20 protein-coding genes and 2 tRNA genes are annotated in these 21,445 nt (G+C 62.3%); 13 read left to right on the forward strand and 9 right to left on the reverse strand.

The features are described 5' to 3' along the window. Positions 1-58: 58 nt before the first annotated feature. Both KGJ62_06185 and KGJ62_06190 read right to left on the reverse strand, forming a co-directional pair. A complete protein-coding gene (locus tag KGJ62_06185) occupies positions 59-1,063 on the reverse strand; it encodes an acetyl-CoA carboxylase carboxyltransferase subunit alpha (GenBank protein MDE2126160.1) in 1,005 nt (334 codons plus the stop codon). Then, complete coding sequence (locus tag KGJ62_06190) at positions 1,056-1,901, reverse strand: acetyl-CoA carboxylase carboxyltransferase subunit beta (GenBank protein ID MDE2126161.1); 846 nt, start codon at positions 1,899-1,901, stop codon at positions 1,056-1,058. The genes KGJ62_06185 and KGJ62_06190 overlap by 8 nt, the downstream gene beginning before the upstream one ends. A 123-nt stretch (positions 1,902-2,024) precedes the next feature. On the opposite strand from KGJ62_06190, the gene pheA reads away from it, so the two are divergent. Next, a complete protein-coding gene (pheA, locus tag KGJ62_06195; GenBank protein MDE2126162.1) occupies positions 2,025-3,089 on the forward strand; it encodes a prephenate dehydratase in 1,065 nt (354 codons plus the stop codon). Positions 3,090-3,254: 165 nt separating this feature from the next. On the opposite strand, the gene KGJ62_06200 is transcribed toward pheA, so the two are convergent. The 3 genes from KGJ62_06200 to radC all read right to left on the reverse strand — a co-directional run bounded on the left by KGJ62_06200 (position 3,255) and on the right by radC (position 5,308). Then, positions 3,255-3,337 (reverse strand) — tRNA-Leu (locus KGJ62_06200). A gap of 281 nt (positions 3,338-3,618) precedes the next feature. Further along, positions 3,619-4,575, reverse strand: coding sequence for a hypothetical protein (locus tag KGJ62_06205; GenBank protein MDE2126163.1), 957 nt, complete (start codon positions 4,573-4,575; stop codon positions 3,619-3,621). After that, the gene (gene radC, locus KGJ62_06210; protein MDE2126164.1) at positions 4,562-5,308 is read right to left on the reverse strand and encodes a DNA repair protein RadC; all 747 of its coding nucleotides are present in this window, start codon (positions 5,306-5,308) and stop codon (positions 4,562-4,564) included. Before radC ends, KGJ62_06205 begins: the two co-directional genes overlap by 14 nt. A 113-nt stretch (positions 5,309-5,421) precedes the next feature. On the opposite strand from radC, the gene KGJ62_06215 reads away from it, so the two are divergent. From KGJ62_06215 to KGJ62_06250, 8 genes are all read left to right on the forward strand, one after another. After that, positions 5,422-6,135, forward strand: coding sequence for a hypothetical protein (locus KGJ62_06215; GenBank protein MDE2126165.1), 714 nt, complete (start codon positions 5,422-5,424; stop codon positions 6,133-6,135). 53 nt (positions 6,136-6,188) lie between these two features. After that, a complete protein-coding gene (locus KGJ62_06220) occupies positions 6,189-7,385 on the forward strand; it encodes a pyridoxal phosphate-dependent aminotransferase (GenBank protein ID MDE2126166.1) in 1,197 nt (398 codons plus the stop codon). A 6-nt stretch (positions 7,386-7,391) separates the two neighbouring features. Beyond that, the gene (gene rnc / locus KGJ62_06225) at positions 7,392-8,216 is read left to right on the forward strand and encodes a ribonuclease III (GenBank protein ID MDE2126167.1); all 825 of its coding nucleotides are present in this window, start codon (positions 7,392-7,394) and stop codon (positions 8,214-8,216) included. Next, positions 8,101-9,021 (forward strand): S-methyl-5'-thioadenosine phosphorylase, encoded by a 921-nt coding sequence (locus tag KGJ62_06230; protein MDE2126168.1) that lies wholly within the window; start codon positions 8,101-8,103, stop codon positions 9,019-9,021. Before rnc ends, KGJ62_06230 begins: the two co-directional genes overlap by 116 nt. Next, on the forward strand, positions 9,021-10,088 hold the full coding sequence (gene mtnA, locus KGJ62_06235) for an S-methyl-5-thioribose-1-phosphate isomerase (protein ID MDE2126169.1): 1,068 nt from the start codon (positions 9,021-9,023) through the stop codon (positions 10,086-10,088). The genes KGJ62_06230 and mtnA overlap by 1 nt, the downstream gene beginning before the upstream one ends. Further along, a complete protein-coding gene (locus tag KGJ62_06240; GenBank protein MDE2126170.1) occupies positions 10,085-10,609 on the forward strand; it encodes an adenine phosphoribosyltransferase in 525 nt (174 codons plus the stop codon). The genes mtnA and KGJ62_06240 overlap by 4 nt, the downstream gene beginning before the upstream one ends. A gap of 291 nt (positions 10,610-10,900) precedes the next feature. Next, a complete protein-coding gene (locus tag KGJ62_06245) occupies positions 10,901-11,368 on the forward strand; it encodes a hypothetical protein (protein ID MDE2126171.1) in 468 nt (155 codons plus the stop codon). Between the two features lie 419 nt (positions 11,369-11,787). Further along, entirely contained in the window at positions 11,788-12,918 is a 1,131-nt protein-coding gene (locus KGJ62_06250) for an acetoin utilization protein AcuC (protein MDE2126172.1), read from the forward strand. 295 nt (positions 12,919-13,213) lie between these two features. On the opposite strand, the gene KGJ62_06255 is transcribed toward KGJ62_06250, so the two are convergent. The 4 genes from KGJ62_06255 to KGJ62_06270 form a co-directional block, all read right to left on the reverse strand. Continuing rightward, on the reverse strand, positions 13,214-13,822 hold the full coding sequence (locus KGJ62_06255) for a cation transporter (protein MDE2126173.1): 609 nt from the start codon (positions 13,820-13,822) through the stop codon (positions 13,214-13,216). Positions 13,823-14,399: 577 nt separating this feature from the next. Next, a tRNA-Val gene (locus KGJ62_06260) sits at positions 14,400-14,475 on the reverse strand. Between the two features lie 46 nt (positions 14,476-14,521). Then, complete coding sequence (alr, locus tag KGJ62_06265) at positions 14,522-15,676, reverse strand: alanine racemase (protein MDE2126174.1); 1,155 nt, start codon at positions 15,674-15,676, stop codon at positions 14,522-14,524. A 147-nt stretch (positions 15,677-15,823) separates the two neighbouring features. Further along, positions 15,824-16,597, reverse strand: a complete 774-nt coding sequence (locus KGJ62_06270) for a hypothetical protein (protein MDE2126175.1) — start codon at positions 16,595-16,597, stop codon at positions 15,824-15,826. Between the two features lie 291 nt (positions 16,598-16,888). Here KGJ62_06270 and KGJ62_06275 point away from each other — a divergent pair, with 291 nt between their 5' ends. From KGJ62_06275 to KGJ62_06290, 4 genes are read left to right on the forward strand one after another with little or no spacing between them, the layout of a single operon-like run. Continuing rightward, positions 16,889-18,868, forward strand: a complete 1,980-nt coding sequence (locus KGJ62_06275) for an APC family permease (GenBank protein MDE2126176.1) — start codon at positions 16,889-16,891, stop codon at positions 18,866-18,868. Beyond that, positions 18,865-19,692: a universal stress protein gene (locus KGJ62_06280; GenBank protein MDE2126177.1), complete on the forward strand. Its 828-nt coding sequence runs from the start codon at positions 18,865-18,867 to the stop codon at positions 19,690-19,692. The genes KGJ62_06275 and KGJ62_06280 overlap by 4 nt, the downstream gene beginning before the upstream one ends. After that, entirely contained in the window at positions 19,676-20,542 is an 867-nt protein-coding gene (nadC, locus tag KGJ62_06285) for a carboxylating nicotinate-nucleotide diphosphorylase (GenBank protein MDE2126178.1), read from the forward strand. The genes KGJ62_06280 and nadC overlap by 17 nt, the downstream gene beginning before the upstream one ends. Beyond that, on the forward strand, positions 20,532-21,320 hold the full coding sequence (locus tag KGJ62_06290; protein ID MDE2126179.1) for a biotin--[acetyl-CoA-carboxylase] ligase: 789 nt from the start codon (positions 20,532-20,534) through the stop codon (positions 21,318-21,320). Before nadC ends, KGJ62_06290 begins: the two co-directional genes overlap by 11 nt. Positions 21,321-21,445 lie beyond the last annotated feature (125 nt).

Here is a 21,445-nt window from a genome sequence, read left to right on the forward strand (position 1 = left end):
ATCATTTGCCGCCTGCGATCCGTTACGCCTCGATGAACGCGATTCCTGCCGAAGGAAGTCAGGCCGGCGGATCGATTTCAGACTCGGTCCAGCGACCCATCGCCCGGAACTTTGCGTACCGCATCGCGGGCAGGTCAGACGGTTGGACTGCGAACAACTCCTTCAGGCGTCGCTCAAGCGCTTCGCCCAGCGTGTCGGCAGCTCCCTGAGGATCGCGGTGCGCACCTCCAAGTGGCTCGGGAATCACTTCATCCACCAGGCCGTATGCCATGGCATCCGCAGCCGTTAGATGCAGCGCGGCGGCAGCCTCGGCCGCGCGTCCACGGTCGTTCCAGAGTATTGCCGCGCAACCTTCGGGTGGGATCACCGAGTACACGGCGTGCTGCAGCATCAGGACGCGGTCGCCAAGAGCGATGCCAAGTGCGCCGCCGCTGCCGCCCTCACCGATGACAGCTACCACGATTGGAGTCTGCAGAGTAGACATTTCGCGCAGCGAAACCGCAATGGTTGTGCTTATGCCTTCCTCTTCAGCCATCAGGTTGGCTTCGGCGGCCGGAGTATCCACCAGCGTGATGATAGGACGCCTGAACTTCTCCGCCAGCTGCATCAGGCGCAGCGCTTTCCGAAATCCGGCTGGACGTGCGCTGCCGAAGTTACGCAGCTGCCGTTCGCGCAGGTCTCTGCCCTTCTGGTGCCCGATAACAACCACAGGTGCGCCGCGAAACCTGGCAAGCCCGCCCACGATCGCCTGGTCGTCGGCATTTGTTCTATCGCCGCGCAGCTCCACGAAGTCGGTGAACAACAATCGGATATAGTCCAGCGAGTATGGCCTGTCGCGATGGCGAGCCATCTGGACTTCGTCCCACGGCGTGAGTTGCTCAAAAATCTGCTGCAGCATCTCGCGCCGGCGCTCTTCAACGCGGGCGATCTCTGCGTCGACGTCCGTGCCCTGTGCAGCAGCATTGTTCCGCGCTTCCGGGTCGCTGGCGACGCGCTTCAACTCGGCGATCAGGTCGTCCAGCTCGGCGATCGGCTGCTCAAACTCGAGCGGGTTACTAGCCATCTGGAGCGGCTTCCGTAAGGAGCGCGAGCACTGTTGCAAGAGTGGCGCGAAGCTCTTTCCGCGGCACGATGCGGTCGATCATCCCACACCGGCTTTGAAAGTCGGGACGCTGAAAGTCTGGCGGCAGCTTCACGCCAACATCCTGGTTACCCACCCGAAGCCCAGCAAAGCCGATCACGGCGCCCGGCTCGGCAAAGATGATGTCGCCTAGCGAAGCATACGACGCGTAGACACCGGCGGTGGTGGGGTCGGTAAGCACCACAATGTACGGAACACGCGCCCGGGCCAGTTTGGCTACCGCTGCGCTGGTCTTCGCCATCTGCATCAGTGAATGCAGACCCTCCTGCATCCGCGCACCGCCAGATGCTGTAAAGAGCACCACCGGCTTGTGGTTGTCGGCGCCACGCTCCATCGCGCGCACCAGTTTCTCTCCGGCCACGCCGCCCATCGAGCCGCCCATGAACGCAAAGTCTGAGGCTCCGGCGATCACGGGGATCCCCTCGATCTCGCCCACGCCCGTGACGATGCCGTCGTTGAGGCCCGTTCGTTCGGCTCCGCGCGCCAGCTTGGAGGCGTAGTCTGGGAAGGCGAGGGTATCAACCGAGCGCAACCCGGCGTCCGTTTCGGTAAAGGTGCCCTCATCCAGCGTCATTCCCAGGCGTTCGTACGCTGGAAGCCTGTAATGATAATCACACTTTGGACAAACGCGAAGATTTCGCTCGATGTCCTTCGTGAAGACGATGTCGTCACACGAAGGACATTTGGTCCAAAGACCTTCCGGCACCGAGACATCGGACGTCCGTCCCGGATCGCGGTGAAACCATCGCTTGTGATTCATAGGGCGGGCCTTGTGCGCTCGCTAGGCGGTATCAGCCGGTTTGGTGCGCAGGAAACGCCCGCCTCTGCGGGGAAATTACGCCGTACCGACTCTTGCCGGTACGGCGCAGGAAAGTGACTAGCGATGAGTTTGCCGGAATGGCGCAAAGAGATAGATCAGATAGACAGCCAGATGCTGGTACTGGTGAATCAGCGGGCCGACCTGGCTCGCCGGATTGGAGCCGCCAAAACCCGGAGCCGCGCACACTATTTTACCCCGGAACGGGAACAGGCGATTTTCAAGCGGATCGTCGAGCGCAATGGCGGTCCGCTGGATACACCGGCCATCCGTGCGATATTCCGTGAGATCATCTCAGCATGCCGGGCGCTTGAGAAGCCGATCTCCTCCGCGTACCTGGGACCGGAAGGCACGAACAGCCAGGCGGCCTGCATCACCAAATTCGGCAGTTCCTCGCTTCAGATACCGGTAGGCTCTATCGCCGAGGTCTTTGCCGCCGTTGAGCGCAACACGTGCGATTACGGCATCGTACCGGTGGAGAACTCGTGGGCCGGCGTGGTGCCGGAAACGCTTGACACGTTTCTTAACTCCAACCTCCGGGTTGTTTCCGAGGTGTACGAGCCGATCGTGAACAATCTGTTGACGCACTGTGAAAAGCTGGAGGATGTGCGCCGCCTCTATACACATTTTCAGCCTCTTGCTCAGTGCCGTCAGTGGCTGCGCAACCACCTTCCGGGCGTGGAGGAGGTTGAAGCTTCCAGTACGGCACGGGCTGCGGAACTTGCCGCCGGCGACCGCGAGAGCGCCGCGATTGCCAATGCTCTGGCGGCCGAACGGTACAACGTTCCGGTACTGTGTGAACACATTGAGGACAATCCGCAGCACCGAACGCGGTTCCTGGTACTCGGCTATAACGAGCCTGAGCGCAGCGGGCGCGACAAAACCTCGCTGATGTTTTCGGTTCACAATCGCGCCGGCGAACTGGTTCACGCGTTGAACGCATTTGAAAAGTACGACGTAAACCTCACGATGATCGAGTCGCGGCCCACAAAAACCGCTGCCTGGCAGTATGTGTTTTATGTGGATGCTCAGGGCCACGTGCAGGATAAAGGCGTGGCGGATGCGATCAATCTCCTGAAGCAGCACAGCCTCTTTGTGCGCGTATTGGGTTCGTATCCCGAGTCGGTTTGAGCCGGCATCGGGGCGGCTTGAGCGCTGGAATGTGGTAATACGCCGGCACTGCCACCTCGTCCCAGAGCGGAACCGCCTGGCTGCGGGCTCGCGGCTTCTGTAACGCCCTGTTCGCGCGGCGCACTATCGCTCTTTCGTCCCGGCCAGTTCCACCGGGTTCCGGAATGCCCAGAGCGGGACTCGAACCCGCATGCCCGTAAGGGCCGGGGTTTTTAAGACCCCTGTGTCTACCGTTCCACCATCCGGGCACGTACACCGTCAACCTGTGTCCGCCCTCGCGCAACGCTCCCTCCCGAGCCGGCGCACCGTGAGCGGGTTTCACTCCTCAACTTAGTTTAGACCGATTCCTGTCGATCCTTCTGTCAGGGAGACCGGAGCTCACGCCTCTCGAATGTGGCGTTGGCCTGTGACCGATGGACCGTGCGGCGGCACACGAAGCGCCGCGTTCATCCACCGTCCGAGACGGCGTGCTGGAGAGAAATTGAGCCGGTGAACTCCCACGACTCCCAGCTCGCGCTTCATCTCGCCTCTACGGGCTGGCGGCCTGTCGCTGCGTTGGATTTCCGCTGCTGCCAATGGGTCCGGCCGCCGGATTCGGCGGGACGGGATTCTCCACGACCACGAGATCCCTTCGGCGGGTCACAACGGCGCCGGCGTTGTCCAGGCCTTGCGCTTCCACCACGTGCTCTCCATTGGTTGCTGCCGTGGTATCCCATCTGTAGATGAACGGCGCTGCGTTCTGTGCCGACACCGACTGGCCGTCGATTGCGAACATAACGGCCGCCAGTTCGTGGCGAGGATCCGACGGCAGGTTGGCGTGGATGGTCAGCGTGCCGTGAACCACGGGGTATCCTGCCACCTTTGCGCGCTGTTCTGCCGAACTGGCATACCGATCCGCCACCGCGGTCAGCCGAGCCGCGTCCGCGACGGCGGCAGGCGTCGAACCCGGCGGAGGGCACTCAACAACCAGCTGGTCACCGGTGCCGGGAGTGTACGGATCCGGTATAGGAATGACGTGGCCGTCTCGCTGCAGCTCGACGCTGCTGCCGGCCGGCGGCATCAGGCTGCCGAACAGGCTGTGCCGCGCGGGCAGGTTCGTGATGATGCTGGCGTTCTGACTCTCGGAGTGAAGCGCGCTTTCACGGGCTAGCTTCATCGAATCTTCGCCGGGCAGCAGGTAAAACGCATACTGGTGACCGATACAGACGGCTCCGCCAAACCGACCGGAGCGCGACAATACGCCGACGCCATGGGCGGCCTTGTCTACCACCGTGGCATTGGCCGGGCGCATCACGCGCCCAATAAGCCTCCAGTGTTCGCCGCCGTCGGAACTGGCTTCGATAGCGCCGAAGAGCGAGTTATGGATGCGGATTCGCAGCGCTGGAAGCGGCGTTTTGGTCGCCGTCTGCGCCGCGGCTGCCGCTGCGCCGGCAATCGCAAGGCCGGCCAAAGCAACGGCGGTGCACCGAAAGCTAACCGCGCGCATTGGCCCAGATATCGGTGGTGGCGCGCAGGCTTGTGTACCTGTTATGCCCGATGACTACGTGGTCGTTCAGCGGTATATCCAGAATTTGGCCGGCCTGAACAAGTCGGCGCGTAACGTCGAGGTCTGCCTTGCTGGGCGCTGGATCGCCGCTCGGGTGATTATGCGCCACGATCAGCGACGAGGCCTTCAGTGAAACGGCCAGGTGAAACACCTCGCGGGCATCCACCAGGCTGGCGTTAACGGTGCCCCGCGTAAGCGCCTGGCGGCGGATCAGTTGATTCTTCGTATCCAGGGCGAGCGCCACGAACACCTCTTGCCGTTCATCGCGCATCGTTGTCCACAATAGGTCGTACACTCCCTGTGGATTGTTGATAAGCTGCGCCGATGAGGCGTGGGCTTCGTAGAGTCTTTTACCGAGTTCAATGCCGGCGGCGATCTGTACGGCCTTGCTCTTGCCCACGCCGTGTATCGCCTCCATTTCGGCTACTGATGCTCCGGCGAGGCCTTTTATGCCGCCAAACTGCTGCAGAAGATCCTCGGCAAGTTCCAGGGCGGATCGGCCTTTGAGCCCGGTCCTGAGCTGGATGGCGAGCAGTTCACGCAGCGCCAGATCGTGCGGGCCATAGGTCTCGAGGCGCTCTCGCGGTCGCTCCTGCGCGTCCATCTCCTGAATCCGCCTTGAAGCGCGCTCCATCGTCAAGCCTGCCGGCATGCTGCTGGCGCTGCCTGTCATCTTACTTCCCTGCTTTCGCCCGGCCCGCGTCCGTTGGATATAATAACATACTTGCGCGGGCGCCATGGAAGCGGAACCGGCGCGAGCGGATTGATCCGGACCGAGGCAGCGGCATGTACCTTCCCGACAGCGATGGAGTTGAAACGAGTTCCGGTGAGCTGCCGGAGCTACCGGAGCTGCCGGAATTACCGGAGCTGCCGCCCCGCGTTCCGCCCCTGCCGCCCCAGGTACCGCCGATGCCTCCTGCGCTTCCGGCGCTGTCGACCACGGCCAGGCAGCGACGGCGTCACGCGGCCGCTGCTCCGAACCTGGTTATCCGCCGCTGTCTGCTCTGTGGGAGCGCAATGAGCGCCGCTCGGTCTACGTGCCAAGTTTGTGGCGCGCCATATGGGTATGTGGCGAACGCGGCCGACGAGACGGCCTCCACATGGCTGCCCGCCTCGGCGCCGGCCGATGGTGTATCCGTTGCGCGTGAGGCGCGAGCTCCGCGGTTTCAATGGGCGGGCCTCACGCTTTCGCCGCTCTGGGGGCTCAGCCATCGGGTTTGGTGGTACTTTATTGCTGTTCTGGCGCCTTTTGCCGCCGCAGTAGTCGCTGGGCAGCGCTACCGTACGCTGCTGGTAACGGTCGGCATCTTCACCTATCTGGCGTTGGCTCTGGTGCTTGCATGCGCCGGCAGTTCGATCTCACGCCGCAGCGAGAGATTTGCTTCGATCGCGGAGTGGATTGCGGCGGAGCGCGCCTGGTCCGTGTGGGGTTTGGCGGTGGCGATCGCCGTCGTGTGTACACTGGCTGGTTTGGCACTATCGGCCGTGCTGCTCAGTTAGGCGCGCACCGGCCGAGAACCTGAAAGGCTCCGCAGAAGGAGGGGATACCGGCAATGAAGGTTTCGGTACGCGCGCGCAATACGCTGCCCTCGCCAACGCTTGGCATAACAGCCCGGGCGAAAGCGTTGGCGGCACAGGGCGTGGACGTGATCGATTTCGGCGCCGGCGAACCCGATTTTGATACTCCCGCACATATTCGCGCTGCCGCTATTGAAGCCATTGAACAAGGCTTCACGCGCTACACGCCCAGTGCAGGCGCACCCGCATTGCGGCAGGCGGTGTGCCAGTCATTTCTTCGCGATTATGGTTTGCAGTATCGCCCGGAGCAGGTGCTGGTTGGTGTGGGCGCCAAACACGTACTGTTCAACCTGATGCAGGCGCTGCTCGACCCTGGCGACGAGGTGATTATTCCATCGCCGTACTGGGTGAGCTATCCGGAACAGGTCAAGCTGGCCGGTGGCGTGCCGGTAGCGCTTTGCGGCGAGCCCGAGGCCGGATACATGCCGTCCACCGACGGAGTCAAGGCGGCACTCACGCCGCGGACGCGGGCGATCATCCTGAATTCGCCGGGCAATCCGACCGGCGCTGTAGCGTCCAGAAGGCGTGTCAAGGAGCTGGTTTCGCTGGCGATCAAGCACGACCTTGTGATCATCAGCGACGAGATCTACGCAAAGCTTATCTACGATGATAATGAGCATGTAAGCCCGGCCGGTCTCGGCGCCGAAGCGTACGCCCGCACCGTCACGGTCAACGGCTGCTCCAAAACGTGGGCCATGACCGGCTGGCGTATCGGCTACTGCGGGGCCGCCGACACCGAGTTGATTTCCGCCATGAGCCGTATGCAGGATCAATCAACATCCAACCCGGCGTCGATATCGCAAAAGGCGGCACTGGCAGCGCTTACCGGTCCGCAGGAGTGTGTAGAGGAGATGCGCCTGGCCTTTGAAGAGAGGCGCAACCGGATTGTGGAGCTGCTGAACGCCATACCGGGTATCCGCTGCCCAATGCCCGGCGGCGCGTTTTACGCATTTCCGGACGTGAGCGGCCTGATCGGGCTCGGCGCCGACAATGTTACGATCGATGGAGCCGACTCTCTGGCAGCGTACCTGCTGGACGCCGTGCAGGTTGCGGTGGTGCCCGGCGCCGGATTCGGCGCGCCGGGAAACATCCGCATCTCTTACGCCACCTCCATACCGGTAATTGAAGCCGGGCTGGAACGGATGCAAGATGCCATCTGCCGGCTGCGCTGACAGGGCATGACACGCAGCGACGCGCAGCCGCAGCGCGATCCGACACAGCTCGCCGATCTGGAAGAGCGCCTTGGCGTAAGCTTCCGCCGCATCGATCTGCTGCGCCACGCGCTGCGCCATCGTTCCGCATCGTTGGCGCCGAACGAACCGAGCAATGAGCGCCTCGAGTTCCTCGGCGACGCGATAATCGGCATGGTGGTGAGCCACGAGTTGTTCCGGAGTGACCCATCGCTCAGTGAAGGCGGCCTGGCCAAATCCAAATCGTTTGTGGTCAGCAAGCCGGCGCTGGCCGCGGCCGCCCGTCAGCTGGGTTTGAGCGCTTTTGTTCAGATGAGCGCAACCGATGCAGCTGCTGGGGGATGTGAGCGCGACTCGGTGCTTGCAGATACGTTTGAGGCTGTAATTGCAGCCGTCTACCTGGATCGCGGAATAACGGCAGCACGCCGAACCATCCGGTTGTGGCTTGGCGCTGCGATGGACGGGGCGCTTGCCGGCGGAATCGGCTGTGACTATAAGAGCGCACTGCAGGAGATGGTGCAGGCGCGGCTTCGGCATGCGCCGGTATACCGCACCTCACCCTCCGGCGTGGTGCACAAGCAGGTGTTTGACGCGGAAGTGCTGGTCAACCACTGCATGGTGGGCGCCGGCACCGGCTCTTCAAAACGGGCGGCACAGCAGGCAGCTGCGCGTGCCGCACTCAGCCGGATAGAGGCGGATGGATGGCCGGAAGGCGTCGTTGACGTCGAGCCGCAGGCCAGCAGCGCAAACGGTGAGCGTGGAACGCCTCCGGGCGCGTTACCAGTTGTGCAGGAGGACGCAGTTGACGCTTGAGGCGCGTGCCGATATCGGCGTTATCGGCGGCAGTGGCTTCTATTCACTGCTCGACGATGTGCATGAAATACCGGTAAGCACTCCCTACGGCCCGCCGAGCGACAGCCTGTTCATTGCCGAGGTAGGTGGCCGCGGCGTCGCATTTCTACCGCGGCATGGAAGGTCTCATACAATTCCTCCCCACCAGATCAACTACCGGGCCAACATCTGGGCGATGCATCAGGCCGGAGTGCGGTATCTCATCAGTCCCTGTGCGGCCGGGAGCTTGCAGAAGCATATCAAGCCGGAGGACTTTGTGGTGTGCGATCAGTTTGTGGATCGCACTCGCGGACGGAAGGATACATTCTTCGATGGTCCTGAGGTGGCCCATGTCAGCGCGGCAGAGCCCTACTGCCCCCACCTGCGCAAGTTGGCGGTAGCAGTGACAGAGGCGCACAACATCTGCGTTCATCCGCGAGGAACCGTGGTGGTTGTCCAGGGGCCGCGCTTCTCGACGCGCGCCGAAAGTCAGTGGTTTACTCGCGCAGGCTGGGAGGTGATCAGTATGACGCAATACCCTGAGAGCTACCTGGCCCTTGAGCTCGGAATAGCGCCCGTGAACATCAGCCTGATCACGGATTACGACGTGGGCCTGGTTGCCGATGGCGAGGTCCCTGCAGTGACCGCCTCGGACGTGATGGCGGTGTTTAAGAGGAACTCGGATCGGATCCGGGGCGTTGTCCTGGACCTGATTCGGAGGATCCCGCCCGATCTCGACAGCCCGTGCCACCACCTCGCCGCGGTTGCCAAGGTAGGTGAAGCGTGATGGGTTCCCAAGGTCTGCCGCCCACAGTGGCCTGGCGAAATGGCGCGGCCTGGCTGATCGATCAACGCATTCTGCCGGGTGAACTCAAAGTGATTCCGATCCACTCCGCCGCAGAGATGGCCGACGCCATCTCGTCGATGGTAGTGCGCGGCGCGCCGGCGATCGGCTGCTGTGCGGCACTTGGCTTGCTGATGACAGCCGCCTCCCACGCAAGCTGCGGACGTCCGGAATTCGACGCGGCGATCGATGCCGATGCGGCGCTGCTAAAGCGGTCACGCCCAACCGCTGTCAATTTGGGATGGGCAGTCGACAAACTGCTGGCCACGGCGGCTGACGTGAATGGAGGCCCGCTTGCAGCGTTCGCGGCGATGGAAGCGTGCGCAATACAGATGCTTGAGGAGGATGTGGCCGCCAATTGCAGTATGGGTCGGCATGGCGCAGCCCTACTGCCGCAGTCGGGCGGAGTGCTGACGCACTGTAACGCCGGAGCGCTTGCCACGGTTGGGTATGGCACGGCTCTTGGCGTGATCCGCGCAGCTGTAGAGCAGGGCAAAAGCATCCGCGTCTTTGCCGATGAGACGCGCCCACGGCTGCAGGGCATGCGCCTCACCGCCTGGGAACTGGCGCAAGACGGCATCCCGGTCACCGTTCTCGCGGATGGCGCTGCGGCATCGCTGATGCGCAGCGGATGCGTGGATTGCGTTGTTGTTGGCGCCGACCGCATCGCCGCCAACGGTGACACGGCAAATAAGGTCGGCACCTACTCGGTGGCCATCAGCGCGGCTCGGCATGCACTGCCATTCTATGTAGCGGCGCCGCTCTCTACGTTCGATCTTGCGTTGAGGGATGGCCTTGAGATACCGATTGAGCAGCGTGACTCATCCGAAGTTAGCCATGTAGAAGGGGTGCAGTTGGCGCCCAACGGCGTGGATGTCTGGAACCCCGCGTTTGACGTGACGCCGGCCGAGCTGATCACGGCCTTCATCACCGAGCTTGGGGTTCTGCGGCCGCCGTACCACGCATCGATCGCCGGGGCGTTCCGCGCAGCTGGAAGGAGGCAGCCATGAAGCCGTTACGAGCAGCAAGCCTTATCCGCGACATACCCGATTTTCCAAAACCCGGAATACTGTTCAAAGACATCACCCCGGTCCTCGCCGATCCCGATGCCTTTCGGGAGGTGACTCAGGCGATGACGGCGTGGGCGGCCGGCCAGCGCGTGGACGCCGTCGCGGCCATCGAGGCGCGAGGGTTTCTCTTCGGCGGTCCCGTGGCGCTCAGCCTGGATGTGCCGCTGATTCCGGTGCGAAAACCGGGAAAGCTTCCGCATTCTACGATTGCGGAAGAGTATCTATTGGAGTACGGTTCCAACACGGTTGAGATGCACCGCGATGCCGTGGCGGCTGGCCAGCGCGTGCTGGTCATCGACGACCTGCTGGCCACGGGCGGAACGGCGGGCGCAGTCGGGAGTCTGCTCCGCCAGCTGGGCGCAGAGGTGGCCGGTTACGCATTTTTCATCGAATTGATGTTCCTGAACGGTCGGCAGACTCTTGCGCCGGCGGAAGTGCTGTCGCTGGTGAAGATCGAGTAAACGCTTGCCGGCAGTTGCAAGATCCACTTGGGTTTCTGCTTGCGGAAACCACTCAGGGCGGTACCGGAGTAACTGCAAGATATCAAACACATAACGCGATCTACATGGTGGCGCGGTAAGATGGGCCGGGGATCGCGCATTGGCTGGCGTGGAGAGCGGCGCAGCCTCCGTACGTGGCTTGGTTCTAACCATTTAGCGCTCGGCAGTGCCCGGCCGTGATCCGGCGCCTGTGACGTTGGACAAGTGCGACGGTCGGCGGTCGTTCGCCGATAGAATAGAGGAGATAGACGCATGGCTTCGGTAGTGGAAATGATGGCGACAATGAATGACGACGTAGCCGGCACGCTCCGTCGGCACCTGCTTGCGATGCCGGCAGAGAAGCAGGTATGGAAGCCGCTGGACTGCGGCCGCTCCGCGCTCGACCAGGTGCAGGAGTGCATTGGAGTGAACGCGTGGATCGCACAGTCACTGCGTGAATGCGCGCTTCAGACGATGTCGGACGACTGGCTGGATTCTGTGCGCGCAGAATATGACACGCCCGAGAAGGCGGCCCAGGGGTTGGCCGACGGGACTGCCGAGCTCGTTGCCGCGATGCGCGCCTTGCCGGCGGATCGGCACAGCGACATGGTGCCGTTACCGTGGGAAGAAAAGCCATCCGCCTTTGTGGACCTCATGGCGATTCCATACTGGAACATGGTCTATCACCTGGGACAGGTGAGCTACATCCAGACGCTGTATGGCGACAAGGCCCACCATTAGACGGCATGGCCACGCTGCGTCATAAACCGGATCTGCCGCATCTCCGAGCGTGCGCTCCGAGGTGCGGCAGATGGGTTGGTGGATCAATGCTATTCGATTGTCGATATTTGGTTTTGCGCGCTATTTGGTTTTCGCCGCTATGCAGTTATCTCTATTAAGTTGAAGCGCATCCCATGGGCCTGCGCTTACCAGACCTGGTCGGCGTCGCGGCCCCCGTGCAACGGCGCAAGTTGCGCCCGCCTCCCGCTGCTCCAGGCCGCGATGCTCCGGCGTAAATCCCCGGTACCAAACGGTTACAATGACGCAGGCGCGCTGGACATGGTTCCATTATATGGAGTATTTCACACGCCTTTAGCCGGCTACGCCGGGCGAACTATGCCAACGTGCGAATGCTGCCTTGCCGGCACGGAGATACGCGTGTGACTGCACCATTTCTGTACAGTTCGGACCTGCTGGCGTACGATATGGGGCCGCACCATCCGTTGCGCCCGGAGCGGACCGGCGAGACACTGCAGCTGCTTACCGACTTTGGAGTCACGGCTCAGTACCTGCAGATCGTCGCCCCAGCGGAGGAGTCGGAATACGAGATTCGAGCCGTGCATGCAGCGGACTACGTAGACGCAGTGCAGCGTGCGAGCGAGGGGCGGCCGGACTCTTCTCTCCGTCGATTCGGCCTGGGAACGGGCGATAATCCGATCTTTAACGGCATGTACGAGGCGGCGGCGCTCTGCTGCGGCGCTGCCGCGTCCGCCGCACAGTACGTGGTGAACGGCGCCGACCTGGCATTCAGCTTCTCAGGCGGTCTGCACCACGCTCATTTCGACTGCGCCGCCGGGTTTTGTGTGTTCAACGACCCTGCTTTCGCCATAAACGCGCTAAAGGAGCGGTTTGAGCGGGTTGCCTATGTGGATATCGATGTCCACCATGGCGATGGGGTGCAGGAGCTTTTCTACCACCGGTCCGATGTGCTTACGCTGAGCATCCATCAGGACGGAAGAACTCTGTTTCCCGGCACGGGCTCCGTTGCGGGGATGGGAACCGGCGCCGGGCAGGGTTTCAGCGTGAACCTGCCCGTTGCCCCGTTTACCGAGGATGGCGTATGGCTGGATGTGTGGCGGCGGGCCGGCATACCGATACTGCAGGCATTTCGGCCGGATGCAATTGTTCTGCAGTTGGGAGCCGACGCCCACCGTGACGATCCGCTGGCGAACGTGATGCTGACCACGCGTGGATGGCTGCAGGCCGTTACCGATGTGCGGGAGATTGGTGTACCCATTGTTGCCCTGGGCGGTGGTGGCTACAACCGAAACACCGTACCACGCATGTGGACGCTTGCCACGGCGGAGTTGCTCCGCGTGGAGCTGCCAAACGCCGTGCCGGAAACGAGCCCGCTGCGGAAGCGAATGCCGTTTTTGCACGACGCCCCGGAGACGGATCACCCGCAGTGGGAGAGCGAAACAAGCGTGGACCGGACGAAACGCGCCGCCTCAGAGGTCATCAGCGAGATTCGACGCCGGGTTTTCCCGCTACACGGCATACCGGCTACGTAACAGAGCACCGCTCGCGAAAACTCTCTGCGGCCGGCGTTGCCCGGCGAGGCGCCTGGACCGCATGGGCCTGCATTTTGGCGCGCCAGGTGTCGATTCACTCTGCGGGCCGCCGATCCGCTCGCACATTGACCACGTGGCGCAGCAGCCCCACCTGCCGTTTGTGGGCTGGTCGCAGCCTCTGTGGCTCAAACGTTACCCGGACCTCACTGAAACCCCTCTAGGAGGTGCCCCAGATACAGCGCAGCCGCGCACGACCGGCTCCTTCGTGAGCGTTCCTGCTGGGTCCGTTGGGCCGTCATGCTTCTGGCGCGTCAAACGTTGAGAGATGCTCGGCTTTCGCGACTCGAAACACCTTGACGGCGCTATCAGCATTAAGCGCCATTATGCCTATTCCAACAACAAAGTCGGGCCAGGGAGAACTGAACGCCAGTGTCACCAAGCCGGCACAAATGATAGCGAGATTGGCCATCACATCGTTCCGCGCTGAAAGGAAGGCTGCCCTGGTAAGGCTGCCCGAATGATGTCGAATCTTCGCCAGCTGGAGTGCGCAAAAGAGGTTTACGAGTAAAGCGCCAAGGCCAACCGCGCCCAGGCTCGCCGCGGCCGGCACGGTTGGATGGTAGAACTTCCGGATAGCGGTCCACAATGTCATAGCGCCTGGGACCAGCAGAATTCCAGCGAGCGCCATGCCCAGCCGGGCGCGGGCGCGGACCGACCAGGTGAGTCCGAGCAGGATGAGGCAGTTGATCGCGGTGTCTTCCAGAAAATCGACCGAGTCGGCAAAGAGCGACACCGAGCCTTGCCGAAATGCCACGCTCGACTCAATGAAGAAGTAGCCAAAGTTTACAAGAGCAATAAGAACTATAGTCCGTCTTAGGCCTATGGCATGGTCGTGGCGGCTCATTCGTTGGCCGTGCCCGCTGGAGATTGGCATTGGCCTCTCCCTGGAGGAGCGGCCTCTGGATCGCCGCGAAAGACCGGAACAGTACCGATGATGGTTCCTGCCTCAACAGCGGCTGGCGGGTGGGGGCCGGTGTCTCCTCGGCTCATCACCGGCAGGCCTGTGAGGCCGGCCAGAGGAAGCGCACGCTGCTGTTCGATGATGTGCGCCAACACCGGGGTGGCACTTCGGCCCGGACGCCCTGGCAATGCCACTTTCAATCCGACTTCGCGCCAGCGCGCTGCGAGCGGGCGAACCTCATGACCATCTCGAAATGGAACTGCTCGCCAGACCTCATAGGGCAGTAGGGTGCCGATCTTGTGGAAGCTCAATGCCGAAAGTAGACCGACGACCGCTTTTGACTGCCTGGACACGGCTTCCGAAAGGCCATGCGTGGCGGTGAACTCGCAGCCAGTTCGTCTGTAACGGCCTCCGGCCGTTCGTGTTCTGGCACTGGCGGCAAGGAGCCCCTGCAGGCGACGTGGAGGTAGCGGATCGTCCGGGCTTCGGTGTCTTACATGCGAAGTCCGGATTGAAAGCCTGGTGGGCGAAGAGGGACTCGAACCCCCGACATCTTCGGTGTAAACGAAGCGCTCTACCAACTGAGCTATCCGCCCATAACGGTACGGTTATGGCATAAACGGTTGGAATTGGCAACCACGGTCAACCCGTCGAGCAGGCATCGCCGCCTCGATAGATGCGCGGCACGCGGCCGGTTATGCCGGTGGTGATTGTGTGCTCGGGCAAGCCGGATGCCGCTGCCAGCCCGGTCACCGTAACCTGCAATTCACCACTCGTACCGATGCAGACGCATACGTCACTGCACTCCACGGCCGGCACGTCGGTAACATCCACCATCAACTGATCCATGCATATCCGGCCCAGGATGGGCGCGACCTGGCCGCGAACCAGCAAGTGGCCCTTGCTCGAGAGTCCGATCGGATAGCCGTCCCCGTAACCCACCTGTACCGTGGCAACTTGCGACGCACGCCTTAATGTGAACGTGGCGTCGTAGCTGATCGTACTGCCCGCGGGAAGATGCCGGATGGCAGCGATACGGGCATACCACGTGAGCGCCGGCCGAACGGCTATGCGGAGCTTTGGTTGAGCGGGCGAGTTTGGGATGATTCCATAGACCAGCAGTCCGGTTCGCACCAGATTGCAGCCGGCGGCGCCGAGCGCCAGGACGCCGGCGCTGTTGCAGATATGCCTCCAAGCGATGGCGGCGCCGCGTGCCTCAAGCTCCGACAAAGCCGCGCGGTAACTTGCCAATTGGGCCATGGTGAGCGCGTCATCTCCACCGGCCGCGGCGAAGTGACTGGCAAGGCCCTGTACATCGAGCCCGGCGGCAACGCACGCGTCGTAGGCGTCAATCACCTCTGTCGGTAGAGCGCCGCTGCGGCCCATGCCGGTGTCAACCTCCAGGTGAACTCGCGTTCCCTGGCGACCAGTAGACAGTGACCGAAGGGGTGAGCCTGTGCCGACCAGCGGTGTAATACCCGCCGCGGCGATGGCGCCGGCCTCGTGCGCGCGGAATGGAGCAAGGAGGCAGATGCGGACCGCCGGAGCCAGTTTGCGCAGCGAGATTGCCTCGCGGGAAGTTGCCACGCCGAGCCAGGTAGCGCCGCCGAGTAGAGCAGCCTTGGCGGCATGCTCCATACCGTGCCCGTACGCGTCGGCCTTCACCACCGCCATCACTTCGGCCGGCGCGACGGCCGCGCACAGCGAACGAACGTTGGCGCTGATTGTATCAAGGTCGATCTCGACCCACGTCCGAATGTCGCGTAAGGCGATGCGAGAGCTATCTTCGTGATTCATGAGAAAAGAGTGCGTAACCCACACCATCCGATCACGTCTAGAGATATAGCAGCTCGATTAGGGGTAACCCTTCGCTCTCCATCGCCCGGGCATAAGCGGCTTTGCCGTCGGTGCCTGGAGGATTGGAAGCACCGCTGGCCCGGGGCGTTATTCACGTTCCGGCCGGCGGTTTTCTTTTTTGTCGGGCTCCGCTCCCGGTGCGGACTGGTGTGCGGCGTTCATGGCCCGCTGCATGGCCTCCGCCATCGCGCTGGGAGGTGGCGCCGCTGCTGCGGCCGCATCCATGACTGCACGCCACTCTCTGTCTTTCGGATCATCGTACTCACCGATCCGCGATTCCGGATCAAGCCAGTTGGCGGGCAACGGCTGGTGAGCCAGAGCCATGGCTTCCACCTCCGCTGCCGGCGGCCAAATCACTCCGAGTGGTGTATCAAGTTCCGTACACTCCACTGTTGGCACTTCGCCGGCGCAAACCTCAACAACCCTCTCTGCTGCGTACACGACCCGCTTCACGATCCTGCTCCAGCCTCCGTGTTCCAGAAGGGCTGCAGCAAGTCCCAGCTGCTTGAGGCCGGCGCCGGCGGCCATCGCCTGTTCGGTGGTCAGCTTTATCTCGAAGATGCATAACTCACCGGGAGCCGTTATGCTAACTGCGTCGAGTTCACGGTAGAGTGGGCCGAACCGACCATTGGCCAAGCGCTGCTGCCATTGGATGATCCGCTCTGGCGACAGCGTCAGCCTTTCTGCGAGCCAGGCGCGAATCGCGGCTTCGGCCAAACCGCCCAGCGCTTCTCCGGCCGCGCGCCGTCCCCACCGGCCGACCCGGCGTTGGCGGATTGCGGCCAGGAAATCGCGGAAGCCAGGGTCGTCCGGGGCGACCAGTCGCACGTCTCGCACGCTCGGGGGTATTGGTGGCTGCATAGAAGGTGGTCGCGCCGTCCGTGCTCTGGGTGAACTTACCGCTACCCGATTTCAATGCACGCAAGCGCAAAACTGCCTGTGGTGGCAAAATACGTCGTAATTCTGCCACCAGCGCACACACAGGTATACTGAACGCCGGTTCGGGCTACGCTTTCCGGCGGCTTGAAAGCCGGGTTGCCGAAGGGTTGGCGGTATGCCCGCGCTTCGAGGCCGCAGAGAGGCCCGGCCGAATTCCGCCTGCAGGATCCGCTTCGGGCACTGGCCCAGCCACGGCCCACCGCACCTTCCTTTATGGGTTTCTACAAGCTGCACCGGCGATTGCGCCGCTTTGTTTTCGGTTCCCCGATCTCCAGCCAGCACATGGAGCACACGCTGCTCTCCAAGTTGCTGGCGCTACCGGTATTCTCATCGGATGCCATTTCGTCGGTAGCGTACGCCACACAGCAGATCGTTCTGGTGCTGGGTGCGGCCGGGCTCTGGATGAGCCAGCAGCGGGTGCAGTACACCCACTTCACCATGCTCATCACCGGCAGCATTGTGCTGTTGTTGACGATTGTGGTGATGTCGTACTGGCAGACCATATTTGGATACCCGAGCGGTGGCGGAAGTTACATCGTATCCAAGGACAATTTGGGCGCCTTTCCCGGTCTCATTGCTGCCGCCGCCCTTTTGATCGACTATGTGCTTACGGTATCGGTATCCATTGCGTCCGGGGTTCAGAATCTGGAAAGCGTGCCGCTCTTCCGCGTCTTCGGAGTGCAGGAGCACCTGGTGCTCTACTGCATGCTTGCCATTTTGCTGCTGGTGGTGGCAAACCTCCGTGGCGTTAAGGAATCGGGCAAGCTTTTTGCCGCGCCCACCTACATCTTTGTGTTCATGTGCTACCTGATGATCGGCTTTGGCCTGCTTGGCCCCATGATCGGATGGCACTTCCACATGCAGTACGTGAACCAGACTGTGCCCGATGCTCTGAAGCGCTCGGCGCAGACCGTAGGAGTGCTGCTTCTGCTGAGAGCGTTTGCCAACGGTTGTTCCGCCATGACCGGCACGGAAGCTGTGAGCAACGGGATACCGGCATTTCGGGTGCCGAAGTCCCGGAACGCAGCGTTTACGCTTGTAGCGATGGGTGCTATATTAGGATCCATATTCCTCGGCGTCTCGTGGCTCGCCGTGCGCCTCCACGTGGTCTACTGGGAGATGGGCAGCAGCCACACGGCTCCGGCGGTTATCGACCAGATCAGCGGAGCCGTCTTCGGAAAGACCGGCGGCTGGTCGTGGGCCTACCTCACCACACAGGTATTCACCGCTTTGGTGTTGGTTCTTGCCGCCAACACCAGTTTTGCCGATTTCCCACGCCTGGCCAGCATTCTGGCGCGCGATCGCTACGTGCCCAAGCAGTTGGCAAACCTCGGTGACAAGCTGGTGTTCAACAATGGCGTGGTGATGCTTGGCCTGTTCGCCGCACTGCTTATTCTACTCAAGGGCGGCAGCGTCGACCAGCTCATACCGCTGTATGCAGTGGGCGTCTTCTGCGCCTTTACGCTGTCGCAAAGCGGAATGGTGGTCCATTGGTACCATCAACGCGGAAGCGGTTGGGCGCGCAAGCTCGTGATCAACGGATTAGGCGCTATTGCCACATTTGTGGTACTACTGGATATTGGTTTCGAGAAGTTTCTTGACGGCGCATGGATGGTGATTCTGGTTGGCGCCGTACTCGTTTTCATCTTTCGCAAGATTCATGCGCACTATACGGAGATGGCGCAGCTGCTCGAGACACCGGCGGTGCTGGATACCACGCCGCCCGACAATCTGGTACTGATTCTTATCTCCGGTATCCACCGCGGTACGCTCAATGCCCTTGCTTATGGCAGATCGATCTCGCAGAATTGCCGTGCTGTAACCATCGAACTGGATCCGGAACAATCGCGCGCGTTGCGCGACCGTTGGGAGGAGATGGGCGGCGATATTCCGCTGGTGGTGCTCAATTCGCAATACCGGTCGATAATCGGCCCGATTTTGGAGTACATCCATTCGGAACAAGAGGCGGAGCCTAATCGTATCATCACCGTCGTGATCCCCGAGTTTGTGACCACGCGGTGGTGGCACCACTTGCTGCACGGGAATACGGGCTTTATCCTGAAGCTGGCTCTATTGGGCAATACAAACGTCGTTGTAACCAACGTGCGGTACCAGCTTGGGGCCACGGCGCGTGTAGCTCCAGCGGCCACCAAAGGGTCAATGCATTCAGACGGATCGAGTGAACCACGATGATCATCGAGTCTCGGGCGGATGTCCTTCAGCTTACCGGCAAGCTGCACAAGGATGAGTGGCCGACCATCCGGACGGCGGCGAGGCTGCTGCTGCGCGAGCACCCTGCCGGCGTCATCATTGATTGCAACGGCCTTACCGACGTATCGAAGGATGGCGCCGCCACCTTTTTGAATGCCATAGAGGATATCGCGCAGCAGCACACCCGCATCGTAGTGGTGGGCATCCCCGAGCGGGCCCGCGAAGTCTGCCGAGGTGTTCCGGGTGTGCGCTCTCAGATGCCGGTGGCGGAAACGCTTCAGGAGGCGCGCGAGTCACTGCATGTGCTGGATCGCGTGGCGCGCTCCAAAGCGCGCGAAGCGCCGGCCACGCAGGGAGCGGTACTGGTTCCCCTGATGAGCGGTATCGCGCTGGAATATGGCGCCGAGCTAGGCTCGCGGATTGCGGCATCCAGCCGCGCATTGGTGCGGCTCGTCTACCTGTTGGAAGTTGCGCGACACCTGCCGTTAAGCGCTCCACTCGCGGCTCAGGAGAAGGAGGCGCTCGCCAGCCTTAACGCCGCAGTTGGCTTGGCGGCGCGGTACAAAGCCAACACCTCGTCGGCAATCGAGCGGGTTCGCGACCCGGTCGAGTGGTTGGTAAAGCGCCTGCACGATGGCGATATCGGCACCGTGGTGATTGGCGCGCAGCAGATGCCGGCGCCTGGGGAAGCCCGGGATAAGTTTCACGGATTCGTAGACGCGCTGATCCAGCGCGCCCCGTGCGAGGTGGTGGTGGGGCGCGGCATCGATCCTGGGGCGACGGTTAGCCATGAAACACCAGATTGACGGCGATTTCGGCCTGCCGGAATGTGGGGACACAATCCGCCACGCGCTCCGCGAGGACGTTGGATGGGCGGATATCACGTCGCTCTTCACGGTACCGGAGGATGCTGCCGCTACTGCGGTGATCACCGCAAAGGAGCCCGGAGTGGTTGCCGGGCTCGGGGTGGCCGCGGCCGTCTTCGAGGCCGTTGATAGCGATATAGCGTTTCTGGCATCACTGGAAGAAGGTGCGGTGTTTGAATCCGGCGCGGCGCTGTGTACGGTGGCCGGGCGAGCCCGCTCATTGCTCTCCGGGGAGCGCGTTGCGCTCAACTTTTTGCAGCGGCTGAGCGGAATCGCCACGCTTACCCGTGCCTTCGTGGACCGCATCGGCGGGTCGGATGCTCGAATCGTGGATACGCGCAAAACGGCGCCGGGACTGCGAGCACTCGAAAAATACGCCGTTCGGGTGGGTGGTGGGTTCAACCATCGCATGGGCCTCTTTGACGCAGTGTTGATCAAAGAGAACCACATCTCGGCGGCCGGTGGTATAGCCGCGGCCGTCGCAGCTGCGTATCAACGCGCTTCGCACGTGGTGACCGTAACGGTAGAGTGCAGGACGCTGGATCAGGTACGGCAAGCCGTGGAGGCCGACGTGGACATCGTGCTGCTCGACAACATGTCACCCGATACGATGCGTGAGGCAGTAGAGACGTATCCCGACGTTTCCATGGAAGCCAGCGGGGGCGTCTCGTTGGACAACGTGGCGGATATCGCGGCTACCGGTGTCCGTATCATCTCCGTGGGCGCGCTGACGCACTCCTCTCGCGCCCTCGACCTCTCGATGATCCTGAGCCTCCAGCATGCTGGTTGAGACCGTGGAAAGCGCTCCGTCGACGATGGACGCAGCGCGAGACCGGCTGCTGAATGGACGGGTGCACATCTCCGACAGCGGGCGAACTGCGCCAGCCGGGATCATGGCGCACTGGCAAACTGGCGGACGCGGCCAGCAGGGCCGCTTCTGGTTCTCGGCGCCGGAGGAGAGCCTGGCCATCACGCTGTACATGGCAGCGCCGGAAGGCTGCCATTTGATACCGGTTGCCGCGTCCCTGGCTGTGGGGGTGGCTGCGGCTAAAGCAATCGGCGCGCTTACCACCCGAACCGGCTGCCCCATCGCTCAGGGGGAGCTGGGCCTTCGCTGGCCGAACGACATCATGCTCCGAGGCAGGAAGCTGGCCGGGATTCTGGTGGAGCGGATCGCATTGGATCGTGGCGCGGTTGCGCTTGCAGGAATCGGCGTCAATGTAAACGTGAGCAGTTTCCCGGATAGCCTGGCCGGCTCGGCAATTTCGCTGCTCTCTGCGGGTTTCACCGGCATTTCGCCGGCCGTGCTCGCTATGTATCTGGCCGAGGAGCTGGAAGCATGGAGGCGCTTGCTGTTTTCGCAGGGTACCGCCCCGATTGTGGCTGAGTGGCGTACTATGGATTGCTGCAAGAATACTCCGTTCACGTTTCTTTTGGATGGAGCGCAGGCCCGCGGAACAGCTGCCGGTATCGAGGATGACGGCAAGCTGCGACTGCGGCTGGATGATGGGCGCTTCGTCGCCACCGTGTCGGCCACGCATGTGCAAGCGTGCGTTGGGGCTGCCTGAACTCAGTCACGCCGGGTTGTGGGAATCGTACTTCCAACTACCGCTGCCTTTACGGCAGACCGCCCGGTAAACCTTGAATCTGGGAGAGTCTGCCGTACCATGACACCACCGCTGCAGCCGCACTT

It is taken from the genome of Armatimonadota bacterium, from assembly GCA_028871815.1.
Classification (GTDB): domain Bacteria; phylum Armatimonadota; class Chthonomonadetes; order Chthonomonadales; family Chthonomonadaceae; genus REEB205.